This window comes from Plantactinospora sp. B6F1 (genome assembly GCF_040120695.1).
GTDB lineage: Bacteria > Actinomycetota > Actinomycetes > Mycobacteriales > Micromonosporaceae > Plantactinospora.
Window position 1 is genome coordinate 77,117 of the sequence record NZ_JBEEAC010000011.1, and the last position, 16,394, is coordinate 93,510.

At 72.2% G+C, this 16,394-nt stretch carries 12 protein-coding genes; 5 read left to right on the forward strand and 7 right to left on the reverse strand.

Annotated elements, in window-relative coordinates:
* Nucleotides 1-17 precede the first annotated feature (17 nt).
* The gene (locus ABNF97_RS16540; protein ID WP_130463742.1) at nucleotides 18-1,166 is read left to right on the forward strand and encodes an MBL fold metallo-hydrolase; all 1,149 of its coding nucleotides are present in this window, start codon (nucleotides 18-20) and stop codon (nucleotides 1,164-1,166) included.
* Nucleotides 1,167-1,218: 52 nt separating this feature from the next.
* Here ABNF97_RS16540 and ABNF97_RS16545 read toward each other — a convergent pair whose 3' ends face one another.
* Nucleotides 1,219-2,703, reverse strand: a complete 1,485-nt coding sequence (locus tag ABNF97_RS16545; protein ID WP_349339046.1) for an APC family permease — start codon at nucleotides 2,701-2,703, stop codon at nucleotides 1,219-1,221.
* 221 nt (nucleotides 2,704-2,924) lie between these two features.
* Here ABNF97_RS16545 and ABNF97_RS16550 point away from each other — a divergent pair, with 221 nt between their 5' ends.
* The gene (locus tag ABNF97_RS16550; RefSeq protein ID WP_165436807.1) at nucleotides 2,925-3,584 is read left to right on the forward strand and encodes a GPP34 family phosphoprotein; all 660 of its coding nucleotides are present in this window, start codon (nucleotides 2,925-2,927) and stop codon (nucleotides 3,582-3,584) included.
* A 174-nt stretch (nucleotides 3,585-3,758) separates the two neighbouring features.
* Here the strand turns inward: ABNF97_RS16550 and ABNF97_RS16555 are convergent, their stop codons facing one another.
* Complete coding sequence (locus tag ABNF97_RS16555; RefSeq protein ID WP_349339047.1) at nucleotides 3,759-5,744, reverse strand: primary-amine oxidase; 1,986 nt, start codon at nucleotides 5,742-5,744, stop codon at nucleotides 3,759-3,761.
* 238 nt (nucleotides 5,745-5,982) lie between these two features.
* Here ABNF97_RS16555 and ABNF97_RS16560 point away from each other — a divergent pair, with 238 nt between their 5' ends.
* Entirely contained in the window at nucleotides 5,983-8,388 is a 2,406-nt protein-coding gene (locus ABNF97_RS16560; protein WP_349339048.1) for a Tex family protein, read from the forward strand.
* A 120-nt stretch (nucleotides 8,389-8,508) separates the two neighbouring features.
* Here ABNF97_RS16560 and ABNF97_RS16565 read toward each other — a convergent pair whose 3' ends face one another.
* From ABNF97_RS16565 to ABNF97_RS16585, 5 genes are all read right to left on the reverse strand, one after another.
* The gene (locus ABNF97_RS16565) at nucleotides 8,509-9,249 is read right to left on the reverse strand and encodes a sugar transferase (protein WP_349339049.1); all 741 of its coding nucleotides are present in this window, start codon (nucleotides 9,247-9,249) and stop codon (nucleotides 8,509-8,511) included.
* Nucleotides 9,250-9,355: 106 nt separating this feature from the next.
* Complete coding sequence (gene wecB, locus ABNF97_RS16570) at nucleotides 9,356-10,480, reverse strand: non-hydrolyzing UDP-N-acetylglucosamine 2-epimerase (RefSeq protein ID WP_130463748.1); 1,125 nt, start codon at nucleotides 10,478-10,480, stop codon at nucleotides 9,356-9,358.
* Nucleotides 10,477-11,715 (reverse strand): glycosyltransferase family 4 protein, encoded by a 1,239-nt coding sequence (locus tag ABNF97_RS16575; protein WP_349339050.1) that lies wholly within the window; start codon nucleotides 11,713-11,715, stop codon nucleotides 10,477-10,479. The genes wecB and ABNF97_RS16575 overlap by 4 nt, the downstream gene beginning before the upstream one ends.
* A complete protein-coding gene (locus ABNF97_RS16580) occupies nucleotides 11,712-12,842 on the reverse strand; it encodes a polysaccharide biosynthesis C-terminal domain-containing protein (RefSeq protein ID WP_130463750.1) in 1,131 nt (376 codons plus the stop codon). The genes ABNF97_RS16575 and ABNF97_RS16580 overlap by 4 nt, the downstream gene beginning before the upstream one ends.
* Complete coding sequence (locus ABNF97_RS16585) at nucleotides 12,839-13,879, reverse strand: polysaccharide biosynthesis protein (RefSeq protein ID WP_349339051.1); 1,041 nt, start codon at nucleotides 13,877-13,879, stop codon at nucleotides 12,839-12,841. Before ABNF97_RS16585 ends, ABNF97_RS16580 begins: the two co-directional genes overlap by 4 nt.
* Before the next feature lie 269 nt (nucleotides 13,880-14,148).
* Here ABNF97_RS16585 and ABNF97_RS16590 point away from each other — a divergent pair, with 269 nt between their 5' ends.
* Both ABNF97_RS16590 and ABNF97_RS16595 read left to right on the forward strand, forming a co-directional pair.
* Nucleotides 14,149-15,138: an NAD-dependent epimerase/dehydratase family protein gene (locus tag ABNF97_RS16590; RefSeq protein ID WP_349339052.1), complete on the forward strand. Its 990-nt coding sequence runs from the start codon at nucleotides 14,149-14,151 to the stop codon at nucleotides 15,136-15,138.
* 24 nt (nucleotides 15,139-15,162) lie between these two features.
* Complete coding sequence (locus ABNF97_RS16595; RefSeq protein ID WP_130463751.1) at nucleotides 15,163-16,380, forward strand: glycosyltransferase; 1,218 nt, start codon at nucleotides 15,163-15,165, stop codon at nucleotides 16,378-16,380.
* The last annotated feature ends 14 nt before the right edge of the window (nucleotides 16,381-16,394 follow it).

The window sequence follows — 16,394 nt, forward strand, 5'->3', positions numbered from 1 at the left end:
CGAAGGGGCGGCGGCAGATGCGGGGACCGGCAGGACGCAGCGACGTCGCGGACCGCCGTCGCCGGCTCCTCCGGTGGTCGCTCGCGGTGGCCGCGCTCGGCGTGGCCGCCTGGGCGGTCCGCGACGTGCCCGCCGCGCTCGGCCGGGCCCCGTGCGGCGCCCGGGAGGAGCGGGTACGCCGCTCCCCGCACTTCCGGGCCGGCGCGTTCCGCAACCCGGTCAGCACTCGGGTCGCGCTGCCCGGCACCGGAGCCGCGGTCCTGCGGGAACTGCTCCTCGGCAACCAGCCCCGGCGCCCGACCGGCCGGGTACCGGTGCTGGTGCCGGAGACCGTCGAGCCGGACTCGGCCCCGCCGGGCGAACTCAGCGTGCTCTGGTACGGCCACGCCTCGGCGCTGATCGAGATCGAGGGACGGCGGGTGCTGCTCGACCCGGTTTGGAGCGACCGATGTTCGCCGTCGGCCCGGATCGGCCCGCGCCGGCTGCACCCGGTGCCGGTGCCGCTGGACCGGCTTCCCCGGCTGGACGCCGTACTCGTCTCGCACGACCACTACGACCACCTGGACATGCCCACCGTACGCGCCCTGCGGGACGCCCAGTCCGCGCCGTTCCTGGTGCCGCTCGGCGTCGGCGCCCACCTGGAGCGCTGGGGTGTGCCGGAGGAACGGATCGTGGAGCTGGACTGGGGCGAGCGGACCTCGGTCGCCGGGCTGGACGTGATCGCCACCCCGGCCCGGCACTTCTCCGGACGCGGGCTCAGCCGGAACCGTACCCTCTGGGGTTCGTGGGTGGTCGCCGGCCCGCGCCGGCGGGTCTTCTGCTCCGGCGACTCCGGCTATTTCGACGGCTACGCCGAGATCGGCGTCGAACATGGTCCGTTCGACCTCGCCCTCATCCAGATCGGCGCCTATGCCACCGCCTGGCCGAACATCCACATGTTTCCGGAGGAGGCGGTCGCCGCGCACCTGGACCTGCGCGGCGGGCTCTTCGTCCCGCTGCACTGGGGCACCTTCAACCTCGCCCCGCACGCCTGGTCCGAACCGGTCGACCGGCTGTGGCGCGAGGCCGAGGCCCGAGGCGTACGCCTGGCGGTGCCACGCCCCGGTGAGCGGGTGGTGGTGGACCACCCGCCCCCGGTGGACGGCTGGTGGCGGCCGCTCGGCTGACCCGTCCACGGACCTCGGCCGGTCCGTCGACGGCTTCGCGCAGGGGCGCCGGTCAGCGGGTCAGGGTGAGTTCCGGATCCTCGACGGGCGGCGGATCGACCACGCCCCGGCCGACGGCCTCGTACACGGCCGGCCGGTTGCGCCGGAGCAGCAACCCCCAGCCGAGCCCGACCAGCGCGGCGACCAGGGTGACCCCGGGCAGCAACCAGGCCAGGTAATCCGGGTTGCCCGGCGCGAGCAGCGCGTCGAAGTTCACCAGCAGCACCAGCAGGACGGCGAGGAGCAGCACGGTCGCCGAGCCCGGGGCCACCAGCCGCTGCCAGACGCCCACCCCCTCCTCCGGACGGCGCCGGAAGAAGCCCACCACCGAGGCGGAGGTGAGGGTCATCAGCAGCACCACCCCGACCGCCGAGACACCGCTGAGCCAGGTGAAGAGATCGACCACCGGATCCCGGTCGGCGAGCACGAAGACCAGCACCACGCCGAGGGCGAGCACGGTCTGGGTCAGCGAGCCGGCCACCGGCGCCCCGGTGCGGATCCCGGTCTGGCTGAGGAAGGACGGCAGGACCCGCTCCCGGCCCAGCGCGAAGAGATAGCGGGCGACCCCGTTGTGGAACGAGAGGAGCGCGGCCAGCACCGACGTGATGAAGAGCAGGTTGGCCACGTCCGCCACCGTGCTGCCGGCGTGCTCGGCCAGGGTGCCGAAGACCACCCCCGGGCCGGCTTCGACCGAGGCTGCCTGCGCGTTCTCCGGACCGGTGACCACGGTCAGCGCCCAGGCGGAGAGCGCGTAGAAGGCGCCGGTGAAGGCCACCGCGACGTAGGTGGCCCGGGCCACGGTGCGGCGCGGGTCCCGGACCTCCTCGCTGTAGATCGCCCCGGACTCGAAGCCGGTGAAGCTCGCGATCCCCAACGCGAACACCGCGCCGAGCCCCGCCGCGAAGAGGTTGCCGGGGTCGAGCCCGGCCAGGCTGACGCTGCCGCCGGCCGGGTTGCCGAGCGAGACGGCGTCGAAGATGACAACCGCGAGGCATTCCAGCAGGAGCAGCACCGCCAGCACGGTCGCGTTGAGGTCGACCTGGAGTACCCCGAGCACTCCGACCACGGCCAGCCCGACCAGTGCCCAGACCCACCACTGCTGCTCGATGCCGAACTTGGTCGTCATGAAGTCGTCGAGGATGGCGCCGAAGAGCCCGTACAGTCCGATCTGGATGGCGTTGTAGGAGGCGAGTGCGATGAACGAGCCGGAAACGCCGCCCGCCCGCCCCAGCCCGTTCGCGATGTACGAGTAGAACGCGCCGGCGTTGCTGACGAATCGGCTCATCGCGGCGTATCCGACCGCGAACACGCCCAGGATGGCGGCGAGCAGCAGATAGGACAGCGCGGCGCCGACGTTGCCGCTGACGGCGTACATCGTCGTGATGCCACCGCCGAGCACGGTCAGTGGGGCCGATGCCGCGACGGTGAAGAAGACGAGATGCACGGTGCCCAGGCGTCCCCGGCGCAGGCCGGTCTCCAGGGGAGAACTCGATGACATGTGTCGGTCTCTCTGGTGTGGGGTGGCGAGAAGAGGGGCTTTCGAACGACACCGGAGAGGGTATGGGCGATCACGCCCCGCGACAAGGGATCGAAGGACCACAGTATCCAGACACGCAGGGCCAGGGTGGGTTGAACGGACAGTGCGCATGCCGTACCGTCCAGCATCGACACTGCGCAGTGACCGACCCGGCACGGCAGCCGGCCGGCCGAGGAAGACCGATGACCAATTACCCGGACCCACCCAGCGAGCGGCTGGCCGACGAGTTGTTCCTCATCGCACACGATGACTACAGCGGCAAGCCCCTCGCCGCGGCGGTCCTGGTGGACGCCGCCCTCTCCGGCGCGCTCCTCGCCGAACTGCTCTTCGACGGGCGGATCACCCTGATCCGGTCCGCCGTCTACGTCGCCGACGACCGGGCCTGGCGGGAGCCGGTGACCGATCGGGTGCTGGCCGAGATGGTACGTCGGGGTGACGGCCACCAGGCACGCTCCTGGCTGGAGTTCCTCTCCCCCCGGGTCCGGGACCACGTCGGTGACCGGCTGGTCAGCGCGGGCGCGGTCCGCCGGATCACCGCCCGGGGGTTGAACCTTCGCACGGCGGTCCGGTTTCCCGGGCTGGACCCGAACCGGGTCGCCCGGCCCCGGGTCCGGCTCAACGCCATCCTGGAGCGCTCCGACCAGCCACTGGACGCCCGCACCGCGACGCTGGCCGGACTGGTCCGGGCCGGCGGGCTGCTCCGGGCGCTGATCCCGACCAACCGGTCGGTGCTGGCCGACCGGATCGCCGCCGGCCGACGGCTGCTCCCGGCGGAACTCGGCGACCTGCTCAACGCGGTCGACGCGGCCGTCGCCGCCACCGCGCTCGCCGTGCGCCGCTGACGCCCGCCGCGTCACCGAGCACCGCGACGCCCGCCGCCTCGCCGAGCACCGCGACGCCGCCGCCGCAGCGTTGACGTCCGCCGCAGTCGCCGAGCACCGCCGACGCCCGCCGCGCAGCGTTGACGTCCGCCGCGCAGCGACGCTCGGCGTGGCGGCGTCGGACCCGCCCGGCGCTCAGCCGTCGTGGCAGGTGGCGGCTGCCCCGTCGCCCGGCGCGGCACAGTGTGCCGCCGTGCTCGCCGGCACGTCGAGGGTGGGGTTGCGGTCGAAGAAGCCGTCCGGCCGCAGCGTGAAGCCGCACCGGTCCACCGGCATCACCGGCCACTCCTCCGGGCGGGGAAAGTGGGTGGTGCCGAAGGTGTGCCACAACACGATGTCCTCGCCGTCGATCGGCCGGTCGGCCGCGACGTACTCCGGCAGCCCGGCCCGACCCGGATGCTGGTTGACCAGATCACCGGCCGGGTAACGCTGCGCCGGGTCGTACCGGGTGATCCAGAGCGAGCGGGTGGCGAAGGTGGCCCGACGGGCCACCGAGGACTCGGGGGCGGCCAACAGCACCGACTGGCCCTCGGGACGGAGCTGGTAGCCGACCGGCCGGCCGAGCCGACCCAGCCGTTCCGGGTTGGAGATCCGCCAGGTCCGGCCGACCGAGGCGTCGGCGTCCCGGACGCCGGCGGACTCCGTCGACAGCCGGGTCGCCACCCGGGTGAAGGCGTTGCCGTACGGGTTCTCCGGGCCGACCGGCAGCGCCCGTACGTCGAGTTCGTCGACTGCGTTGCGGGTCCCGTCGACCGTCACGTCGAGCCGGGCGCTGAACAGGTGCTGGTGGTACGGCGCACCGAGCCCCGGCGCCACCTCGGTCGCGTACCGGCTGCCCTGCCGGTAGGCGGAGGTGAAGAGCACACCGGTCGCCTTCACCTCCAGCCCGATGGTGCCGTCGAGATAGAGGTACCAGTAGAAGCCGTAATCGTAGTTGCCGACGGTGACGAAGGAGGAGATGACCAGGCGGCGCTGCCGGCGCGTCTCGGCGGACTCGGTGAACAGGTCGGAGTGCTTCCACAGCACCCCGTGGTCCTCCTCGTGCAGGCAGATCGCGTTGCGCACCTCGCGCGGCTCGCCGGCCCCGTCGGCGAGTACGGCGTCGAAGTAGTAGATCTCGCCGAGACAGTCGCAGCCCAGCACGAGCGAGTTCACCTGCGTGCCGAGCAGGTACTCCCCGGCGTCGAAGTAGTTCTGCCAGAACCGTACCGGGCCTGGGTCGGCGTACGGGACCACCATCTCGGCGATCGAGGCCCGGTAGAGCACCGGACGCTCCCGGCCACCGTCGGTGAAGCCGAGCTGGTGCAGCACCAGCCCCTCCCGAGGGTCGAAGCCGACCCGGAAACTCCAGTTCTCCCAGCGCACCACGTCACCGTCGACCGAGAAGCTCGGCCCCTCCGGCTGGGTGATCTCGATCGGCTTCAGGCTGGTCCGGGCCGGCCCGACGTACGCCGGGTCGTCGAAGTTGCCTTCCTCGGCCGGTACCGGCAGCAGCTCGTGGTCGATCAGCTCAACCACCCGGCGCTCGATCAGGTCGACGTACGCCACCACCCCGTCGATCGGGTGCGCCCAGCAGTGGTCCTCCGGCCGGTTGGCCAGGAAGGAGAGCACCCGCAGGAGCCGCCGGCCCCGCTCCCCCGGCAGGTCGAAGTCGCCGGCCGAGAGCGGGCAGGGCCGGACCAGGTCCAGCTCGGTGATGCCCCGACGCTCCATCGCCGCCCGCCAGCCGGGGTCGGCCTTGACGATCTCGTCGACCGCGACGAACTCCTCCAACATGATCGGCGGCTGGCCGTCCCGGGCCGCGTCGTGCTCGCGTACCGAGTCGACGACGCCGGTGGTGACCGATGCCAGCACGGTCCGGGCGGCGCCGGTGGCGACGTCGAGCAGTACCGCCCGGACCCGGCGGTCCACCGGGTCGCCCGGCCGGTACGCCAGCACCACGTCCTTGGCCGGCTCCTCCAGGGCCAGCAGGGCGAACCGGGTGGTCGGGCCGAGCAGTCCGGTCCGGTCCAGCAGGGCCCGGGCGGCCCGGATCTCCTCGGCGGTGAGCCGGGCCAGCGGATGCCCGTCGGTGACGCCCATCCCGGAGCCGGCGGACTGGTCGTCGGCGAGAAGAGTCATATCGTCCCTCGTAGATTCGCGAACCGTTCCGAGCCGACCTAACCCGAATCACTCTCAGTTGTCCATAGCCGACGGCGCGTAAAGTTGTGCCGCCCGTACACCGCCGCGGCCCGCGCATCGCCGCCGCCTGCGACGGCGACCGCCGCCGGGTGCGGCACAATGCTTTCCGGCACCCAGAACCCTGCGCCGCTGTCGGTGCCGGGTACGGGCGGAACCGAGTGAGAAGGCGGAACAGGACGTGACAACCTCTGCGCAGCCGCGCTCCGTGCACCAGCGGATCGCCGAGGAACTCGGCGTACACGAGCGGCAGGTACGGGCCGCGGTGGACCTGCTCGACGGCGGGTCGACCGTGCCGTTCATCGCGCGTTACCGCAAGGAGGCCACCGAGTCGCTCGACGACACCCAGCTGCGCACCCTGGAGGAGCGGCTGCGCTACCTGCGGGAGCTGGAGGAGCGCCGGTCGGCGGTGCTGGAGTCGATCCGCGGTCAGGGCAAGCTGGACGAGGCGCTGGAAGCGCAGATCATGGCGGCCGACTCGAAGGCCCGGCTGGAGGACATCTACCTGCCGTACAAGCCGAAGCGGCGGACCAAGGCACAGATTGCCCGGGAGGCCGGGCTGGAGCCGCTGGCCGACACGCTGCTGGCCGATCCGAGCCAGGACCCGCGGACGGTGGCAACCGGTTTCGTCAACCCGGACGCCGGGGTGGCCGACCCGACCGGGGCGCTGGACGGTGCCCGGGCCATCCTGGTGGAGCGGTTCGCCGAGGACGCCGACCTGATCGGCTCGCTGCGGGAGAAGATGTGGTCGCGGGGCCGGCTGGTCTCCCGGGTACGCGACGGCCAGCAGGAGGCCGGTGCCAAGTTCGCCGACTACTTCGACTTCGCCGAGCCGTACACCAGGCTGCCCTCGCACCGGATCCTGGCGGTGTTCCGGGGCGAGAAGGAGGGCGTGCTCGACCTGACCATGGACCCGGAGGAGGCGCCCGCGCCGGACGACGCCCCGGTCGGGCCGAGCCGCTACGAGCAGGAGATCGCCGCCCGGTTCGGCGTCGTCGACCGGGGGCGGCCGGCGGACCGCTGGCTCGCCGACACGGTGCGCTGGGCGTGGCGTACCCGGATCCTGATCCACCTCGGCGCCGACCTGCGGATGCGGCTCTGGCAGGCGGCCGAGGACGAGGCGGTCCGGGTCTTCGCCACCAACCTGCGCGACCTGCTGCTCGCCGCGCCGGCCGGTACCCGCCCGACGATGGGGCTGGACCCGGGGCTGCGTACCGGGGTGAAGGTGGCGGTGGTCGACGCGACCGGCAAGGTGGTGGCGACCGACACGATCTATCCGCACGAGCCGCGCCGGCAGTGGGACGCCTCGATCGAGACGCTGGCCCGACTGGCCCGGGCGCACCGGGTGGAGCTGGTGGCGATCGGCAACGGCACCGCCTCCCGGGAGACCGACAGGCTGGCCGCCGACCTGATCAAGCGGTACGCCGACCTGAACCTCACCAAGGTCGTGGTCTCCGAGGCCGGCGCCTCGGTCTACTCCGCTTCGGAGTACGCCGCCCAGGAGTTGCCCGGCCTCGACGTCTCGCTACGCGGCGCGGTCTCGATCGCCCGCCGGCTCCAGGACCCGCTGGCCGAACTGGTCAAGATCGACCCACGGTCGATCGGCGTCGGGCAGTACCAGCACGATCTCTCCGAGGTGAAGCTCTCCCGCTCGCTGGACGCGGTGGTGGAGGACTGTGTGAACGGCGTCGGAGTGGACGTCAACACCGCCTCCGCGCCGCTGTTGACCCGGGTCTCCGGGATCGGCGCCGGGCTGGCCGAGAACATCGTGCTGCACCGCGACGCGAACGGTCCGTTCCGGACCCGGCAGGCGCTCAGGAAGGTGCCCCGGCTCGGCCCGAAGGCGTTCGAGCAGTGCGCCGGCTTCCTGCGCATCCCCGGCGGCGACGACCCGCTGGACGCCTCCAGCGTGCACCCGGAGGCGTACCCGGTGGTCCGGCGGATCCTGGCCAGCACCGGCGGGGACCTCTCCGCGCTGATCGGCAGGACCGCCGTGCTGCGCAAGCTCCGGCCGAACGAGTACGTCGACGACACCTTCGGGCTGCCGACCGTGACCGACATCCTGAAGGAGCTGGAGAAGCCGGGCCGGGACCCACGGCCGGCGTTCCGGACCGCGACCTTTGCCGACGGGGTGGAGAAGATCAGCGACCTGAAGCCCGGCATGCTGCTGGAGGGTGTGGTCACCAACGTCGCCGCGTTCGGCGCGTTCGTGGACGTCGGGGTGCACCAGGACGGGCTGGTGCACGTCTCGGCGATGTCCCGGACCTTCGTCAAGGACCCGCGCGACGTGGTCAAGTCCGGCGACGTGGTCCGGGTGAAGGTGCTGGACGTGGACGTACCCCGAAAGCGGATCTCGCTCACCCTGCGGCTGGAGGACGAGGCGGAGCCCCGCCCGGGCCGGGATCGGGGTGGCGACCGCGCCGGCCAGCAGCGCCAGGGGCCCGGTGGTTCGGGTGGCGGTGGTGGCCGGTCCGGCGGCGGGAACCGGTCCGGCGGCGGGCCGGGCGGCGGGTTCGGCGGTGGTGCGCTGGCCGACGCGCTGCGCCGGGCCGGGCTGGACAAGGGACTCGGTACTCCAGGTCGGTGACCTGCGGCGTCACGCCTCCGCCGCCCCGACCAGACCGGTCCGCAGCCTCGGCCCGACCAGACCGGTCCGCAGCCTCGGCCCGACCAGACCGGTCCGCAGCCTCGGCCCGACCTGATCGGGTCAGCAGCCTCGGCCCGACCTGATCGGGTCAGCAGCCGGGCCGGCCGGCGCCCCACCGGCGTTGACCGGCACCGCCGTGGTGGTGCCGAGGAACTCGTGCCAGGTGACACTGCCGGGGGCGGCGATGCCCTCCCGGCGCAGGACCACCCGTACCGTTTCGGCGAGGATCCGCAGGTCCAGCGCGAGGGAGCGGTGATCGACGTACCAGACGTCGTAGTGGAACTTCTCCTCCCAGCTCAGCAGGTTGCGCCCGCGTACCTGGGCCAGGCCGGTGATCCCGGGGCGCACCTCGTGTCGTCGCGCCTGCTCCGGGGTGTACCGCTCCAGGTACTGCACGAGGTGCGGGCGCGGCCCGACCAGGCTCAGGTCGCCGCGCAGGACGTTCCAGAAGCCCGGAAGCTCGTCCAGGCTGCTGGCCCGCAGCCAGCGGCCGACCCGGGTGAGCCGGTCGGCGTCGCTGATCAGGCCCCGGGCCGGGTCGACATGGTGCATGGTCCGGAACTTGATCAGGTCGAACAGCTCGCCGTCGCGCCCCGGCCGGGTATGCCGGAACAGCACCGGCCGGCCGAGGGTCAGCAGGATGACCAGGGCCACCGCCGCCATGATCGGCAGCGCAAGTATCAACGCCAGGACGGCACCGACCAGGTCGAAGGCCCGCTTGAACCGGTCGTAGCCGGCATGGGCGTCCGCGGACCTGCCGGACGTCGTCGTCGCTCGGGGGATGGCGCGAAAACGTACCACGGGAAAGCTCCACCTCATATCGGGTATTAGGTGATGGAGAAGACGTTATCAGTCAAAGGGGCACTCTCCTCCACGAACAGGAATTGGTCTGCCACTCCGGGCCGCGTCAGTTCCGGATGCCGGCCCAGGCGTGATGGCGCCGGACGGTGGAGAGGATGAAGTCGACAACCCGGCGGGATGTGTCGCGGACCTGGTAGTCGGCCGGGCAGGGGGTACCGGAGGCCGCGACCTGGTCGACCGCGACGGCGACCGCCTCGACGACCCCCGCCGGGTCGAGGCCGGTCATGATGATCCCGCCGGAGTCCAGCGCCTCAGGACGCTCGATGGACTCCCGCAGGGTGACCGCCGGGAAGCCGAGGATCGCCGCCTCCTCGCTGACGGTGCCGCTGTCCGAGAGCGTGCATCGGGCCCGGGTCTGCAACCGCACGTAGTCGAAGAGCCCGAAAGGCTCGTGGAACGCGATCCCGTCCAGCGTGGTGCCGTCCTCCGCCAGTGCCTCGAGCCGCTTACGGGTACGCGGATGGGTGGAGACCAGCACCGGCAGCCGCCAGGCGTCCCGGACCGCACGGAGACAGTCCAGCACCCGCCGGAGCCGGTCCGGATCGTCGACGTTCTCCTCCCGGTGCGCGCTGACCACGAAGTAGTTGCCGGGCTCGAGTTCCAGCTGGTGCAGGATCGTCGAGCGCTCGATATCCGGTCGGTAGTGCTCCAGCACCTCGCCCATCGGTGAACCGGTGTGCAGGATCCGGCGCGGATGCAGCCCTTCGGCGAGCAGGTTGCGCCGGGCGTGCTCGGTGTAGACCAGGTTGAAGTCGGCGACGTGGTCGACCAGCCGGCGGTTCGTCTCCTCCGGCACGTTGAGGTCGAAACACCGGTTGCCGGCCTCCATGTGGTAGACGGGCACCCGCATCCGCCGCGCCATCAGGGCGGCGATGCAACTGTTCGTGTCGCCCAGCACCAGCAGTGCGTCCGGCCGCGACCGCGCGATCGCCGCCTCCACACCGACCAGCACCCCACCGAGGACCCGGCCCAGGGATGACGTTTCCACCCGCAGGAACCGATCCGGCTCACGCAGCCGCAGCTCCCGGAAGAAGACCTCGGAGAGCGCGGGATCCCAGTTCTGTCCGGTGTGCACCAGCACGTGGTCGAGGGTCCGGTCCAACCGGTCGATCACCCGGGACAGCCGGATGATCTCCGGACGCGTGCCGACCACCGTCATCACCCGGGTCATCCACAGCCTCCCGTCGCGGCAGCCTTCAGCAACATGTCCTCGATCTGGTCGACCCCGACCCGCAACGACATCCGCTCCAGGTAGACCTGGCGAGCCCGCCGCCCGATCGCCGCCACCTCGTCGTCTCCGGTGGCGGCCGCCATCGCGAACCGGTCGGCCAGCGCCGCCCAGTCCTCGGCGGGGCAGGCCAGCCCCACCCCGGCGGCGGTGACCAGCCGCGCGGCGTCGCCGTTGGCCGAGACGATCACCGGCACCCCGCAGGCGAGTGCGGCCTGCAACTTCGACGGGACCGTTCCACGCAGCCCCGGCAGGTCCCGCAGGGTGATGAGCTGATAGTCGGCCGCGGCGTACAGCTCGGCCATCCGATCCGGTGGCTGCCGGCCGAGAAAACGCACGTTTCCGGCACCCAGCTCGTCGGCGAGCCGGCGGGCCTGCGGCTCCTCGGTGCCGGAGCCGACGAAGACCAGGTCGACCCGGTCGGCGACGGCCGCGGCGGCCCGGATCGCCGTGCCGACCCGCTGGAACGGGCCCAGGTTGCCGGCGTACATGATCGTGCGCCGCCCGCGGTGCCCGAGCGCCTCCCGGGCGGCGTCCGTCGGCGTCTCCGGCCGGAAGAGCCGCTCGTCGGTCCAGTTGAGAACCACCCGCACCCGGCCCGGGTCGGCGCCCCGCTCCACCACCAGCTCCGCCATGGACGGCGCGATGACGGCGATGCCGGCCGAGGCGCGGTAGATGCGCCGCATCGTCGCCGCGAGGCCACTGTCGATCGCGCGGCCGACCCGGCCACCGGGGGCCAGCGCCGAGGCGGTCACCGACTCCGGCCACATGTCCTGGACATGCAGGACGGTCGGAATCCGCCGGATCCTGCCCAGCAGCGCCGGCCCGGCGAACGTCGTCGGCGGCGGGCTGTAGGCGTAGATCGCGTCGACGTCGGCGAGGTGGCGCAGCGCGGCGATCGAACTCGTCGCCGCGAAGGAGAGCAGGTTCATCGCCCGACGCGCCGCCGAGCTGTCATGGCTCGGATAGATCGGCACCCGGTGCAGGGTCAGCCCTCCGGTCGTGCTCCGGTACCCCCAGCGCTGCCGGAAACCGGGATAGATCCGGCCCTGCGGATAGTTGGGAAAGGCCGTCAGCACCCGTACGGTGTGGCCACGCGCGACCAGTTCCGCGGCGAGGTTGTCGGCGATGAAGATCGGCTCTGGCGAGTACCACTGCGAGACGATCCCGATCCTCATCGACCCACCACCGCCGGTGCGCGCGGCGCCGCCACGGGTTCCGGATAGGTGTCCGGCCGGGACGGGTCGAAGGGTTCGTTGGTCCAGAAGAGCGTCAGCAGCTCGTCGGACCCGGTGTTGACGATGTTGTGCACCCACATCGTCGGCATGTCGACGACGACCGGGGTGTCGCCGCGGACCGGAAAGCGGAGCACCTCGTCGTGGCCCACCCGCCGCAGGTTGATCTCGGCCGTGCCGCGCAGCACCGCGAAGCGCTCCACCTTGGCGAGGTGGAAATGCTCGCCCCGGGTCACCCCCGGCCGGCTCGTCGAGCAGAACGTCTGACCCGCCCCGCCGTACGCCCGGACCACCTCGACCAGCTCACCGCGCGCGTCGGCGTGCCGGGTCAGCGGTATCGGACAGTGCGCCGGGAAGCAGTGTGACCGGTAGGTGTTGAAGAGCCGCACCTCATGACGGTCGCGTAGCGGCGGGATGTCACCGGTCCGGTAACCGGCGGCGTAGCCGGCGAGCAGGTCGGCCAGTTCCCGGACCCCGATCCGCAGCGCCGGCATGGCGGCGTCCCAGGAACCGCCGGGCGGCGCGTCGACCAACCGGGCGGCGGCATCCGTCACATGCACCAGGTCGAGGTCGCGATCCTGGCGGACCTCCGGCGCCCCGCCGTCGGCGAGCAGCCGGCAGAAGGTGGCCAGCACCGAGTTGTAGAACGGGCGACCGTGCTCGCCGTAGAGGTTCGGCAGCCGTACGTCCACCAGGGCGGTGCCCGCCTCGGCCACGCCGGTCAGCGTGGCGGCGGCCGCCGCCTTGGAGTCGCCGTACGGTGTGCCGTTACCGGCCTGCACCGAGTTGGCGAAGACCACCGTCTTCGGCGGCGACGGACAGCGCCGCAGGCCGCGCAGGAGCGCGGCGGCCAACTCCACGTTGCCGGCGGCCACGTCCGCCGGGTCGCCCCGGTTCACCCCGGCCAGGTGCAGTACCCGGTCGACGTCGGCGAGCCGCTCGGCGACCAGCGCGGGGTCGGCCAGATCGGCACGGCTCAGCGTCACCGGGTCCGGCCAGCCCAGGGCTTGGGCCAGCACCCGCACGTGCCAGCCGAGGAAGCCGCCGGCCCCGGTCAGGCCCAGCCTCATGACGCGAGGGCGGGATCGCACGCGGCGAGCTCCGCACGCACCTCCGGCAGGGTGCGCAGCAGCTCCATGATCTGCGGTACGGAAAGCTGCGTCGCGTTGGCGGAGTTGAAGTCGACGCCGCTGGGCGCGGTCGGGTCTCCCTCGGAGACGTAGCGCGCATAGTTGAGGTCACGGTCGTCGACCGGAACCCGGAGAAAGTCCCCGAAGTCCTCGGCACGGCTCAGCTCTTCGCGGCTGGCCAGCGTCTCGTCCAGCTTCTCGCCGTGCCGTACCCCGATCAGGTCGAGCTTGGCCGGGACGTCGAAGAGCTGGCAGAGCGCGATGGCGAGGTCCCCGACGGTGCAGGCGGCGGCCTTGCGGATGAACACGTCGCCCGGCCGGGCGTGCAGGAAGGCGTGCTCGACCAGCTCCACCGACTCCGGCAGCGACATCAGGAACCGGGTCATCAGCGGGTTGGTGACCGTGGGCGCCCGGCCGGCCCGGATCTGTTCGATGAAGAGCGGGATGACCGAGCCCCGGGAGAACATCACGTTGCCGTACCGGACGCTGGAGACGGTGGTGCGGCTGCGCGGGCTGCTCCGGGCGTGTGCCTGGGCGACCTTCTCCATCAGGGCCTTGGTCATGCCCATCGCGTTGACCGGGTAGACGGCCTTGTCCGTGCCGAGCATGACGACCGAGCCCACCCCGTTGCGCTCGGCGGCCTCGATCACGTTGGCGCTGCCGAGCACGTTGGTACGGACCGCCTCCAGTGGGAAGAACTCGCAGGATGGGACCTGCTTGAGCGCAGCCGCGTGGAAGACGTGGTCCACGTCCCGGGTGGCCCGGGCCAGGGTGTCCAGGTCGCGCACGTCACCGACGTGGTAACGGACCCGACCGTCGCAGAGGAGCCGCCGCATGGCGTCCTGTTTGGCCTCGTCGCGGCTGAGTACCCGGACCTCGCTCACATCGCCCTCGAGCAACCGGCGGACCATTGCCTGACCGAAGGAGCCGGTGCCGCCGGTGATCAGTATCCGGCGTCCGGACATGGGTGCAGTCACTGGTTCTCCTGTTGCTCGTTACTCGCCCGGACGGCTCGGACGACGGAAGGACATCCCGGTCAACGAGCCGAGCTACGTCGAGTCACGCATAGGCGGTAAATCATGGAAAAATTTTAAACGCCGGACATAACGGGGTCCGATCGGATAGATGTGGGTACGGTATCTCCGCTGTCGACCCCCGCATCCGTTCAGGAGCCGCACATGCTGGCCACCGCCTGCCCGCCCGCCAGGTGCGGCGGCCGCCGTCGCACCGGATGGCGCCGGCGCTGGTGTCCTCGCCAGGACCGGACGACGAGCGCCGCGAGGACCGGACGGTGAGCCGGGTCCTGCTCTTCGGCGCGTCCGGCTTCATCGGCCGGCACGTTGCCGCGCTGCTCGCGGCGGACGCCGAACTGGTCTGCCCGAGTCGAGCCGAGTGCGATCTGGTCGACGTCGACGTCCCGGCGCTGACGGCGGTGCTGCGGAGAACCCGGCCACGCGCGGTGGTCAACTGCGCCGGCCGGGTCTCCGGCGCCGGCCACGAGATGGTCGCCGCGAACGCCGGGGTCACCGGGAAGCTCATCGAGGCGGTCGCCGCCGGTGCCCCGGACGCCCGACTGGTCCGGCTCGGCTCGGCGGCCGAGTACGGCCCGGTCCGGCCCGGAGAAGCCGTCCGGGAAACCGACCCGGCCAACCCGATCAGCGACTACGGCGTGAGCCAGTTCGCCGCGACCCGGCTCGTCGAGATCGCCGCGGCCGCGGGTCGGGTCGACGGGGTGGTGCTGCGGGTGTTCAATCCGGTCGGCCCCGGGCTGCCCGTGACCAACGTGCTCGGCAGGACCGCCCGGCTGCTCCGCGACGCCGTCGACAACGGGCGTGACCACATCGCGCTCGGCCTGCTCGACACGCACCGGGACTTCGTCGACGTGCGCGACGTCGCGCAGGCCGTCGAGGCCGTCCTGCGGGCGGTCGACCCGGCCGAACGGGTCTACAACGTGGCCAGCGGTCTGGCGGTACGGACCCGGGACGCGGTGGAGATGCTCGCCCGGGCCGCCGGGTTCACCGGCGAGTTCCGCTCCGACGAGCTCTCCCCGACCGCCGCCCGCTCCTCGGGAGTGGCCTGGATGTGCGGCGACATCTCCCGGGCCGGAAAGGCGCTCGACTGGGCGCCGCGGCACGGCCTCGCCGACTCGATGACCGCACTCTGGGCCGGATCGGACGAGGCGTTGTGCGCCGGATCGGAGACGGCGGCACTACCGCTACCACGTTCCCGACGGTGACCGGATCGACGGACAGGATGGACCATGCGAGTTGTCGTGACGGACGAGACCCGCTTCCTACGCACGCCGGACGGGGCCGTGTGGACCCAGGGTGGCCTGACGTACCAGCTCTGGACCCGCTACCTGTCGGCGTTCGACAGTCTGCGGATCGTCGCCCGGGCCATGGACGTGGCAACCGCACCCGACGGGGCGGAGCGGGTCGACGGACCGGCCGTCGAACTCTGGCCCGTGCCGTACTACCTCGGTCCACGCCAGTACCTGCGCCGGCTGACCCGGATCCGGCGGGCGGTACGGGCGGCGGCAGCTCCGGCGGACGCGGTACTCCTGCGGGTACCGTCACCCATCGGCTCCCTGCTGGCGGCGGAACGTGACCGGCACGGCCTGCCGTACGCCCTCGAGGTCATCGCCGACCCGTACGACGTGTTCGCCCCCGGGGTGCTGCGTCATCCGCTGCGCCCCCTCTTCCGCCGGAGGTACACCGCGCAGTTGCGCCACCAGTGCGCGGCGGCGATCGGTGCGGCGTACGTGACCGACGCCTACCTGCAGGCGCGGTATCCGACCCGGATGTCCGCGACAGCCGCGTCGATACCGGAGGGACACTTCCCGGCCTCGGCCTACGTCGACCGCCCCCGGACCGTCGAACGGACCCGTGGGGCGGCCACGCTCATCTCGGTCGGCAGTCTCGAGCAGATGTACAAGGGGATCGACACCCTCGTCGAGGCGCTCGCCCGGCTCACCACGACGGATCCTCCGGTGCGGCTGGTACACGTCGGCGACGGCCGGTGCCTCCCCCGTCTCCAGCAGCTCGCCGCCCGGCTCGGCGTGGCGGACCGGGTGGTGTTCACCGGAACGCTCTCGGCCGGCGAGGCGGTACGTGACCAGCTCGACGCCGCGGACCTGTTCGTCCTCCCGTCCCGCACCGAGGGCCTACCCAGAGCACTGATCGAGGCGATGGCGCGCGGACTCCCCGCGATCGGCTCGACCGTTGGCGGAATCCCCGAGCTGCTGCCCGCCGACTACCTCGTGACCCCGGGCGACGTGCCCGGGCTGGCCGCGCTGATCCGACGCCTACTCGCGGATCCCGAGCGGCTGGCGGATGCCTCGGCGCGGAACCTCGCCCGGGCCCGCGACTACTCCGGCGAGGTGACAGGCCGGCGCCGCGCCACCTACTACGCCGAGGTACGGGCCGCGACCGAGCGGGCACATCGGGCTGGCGTTCCCGGCCCGGTCGCCGTCGGCTGAACGACGATCCGCGC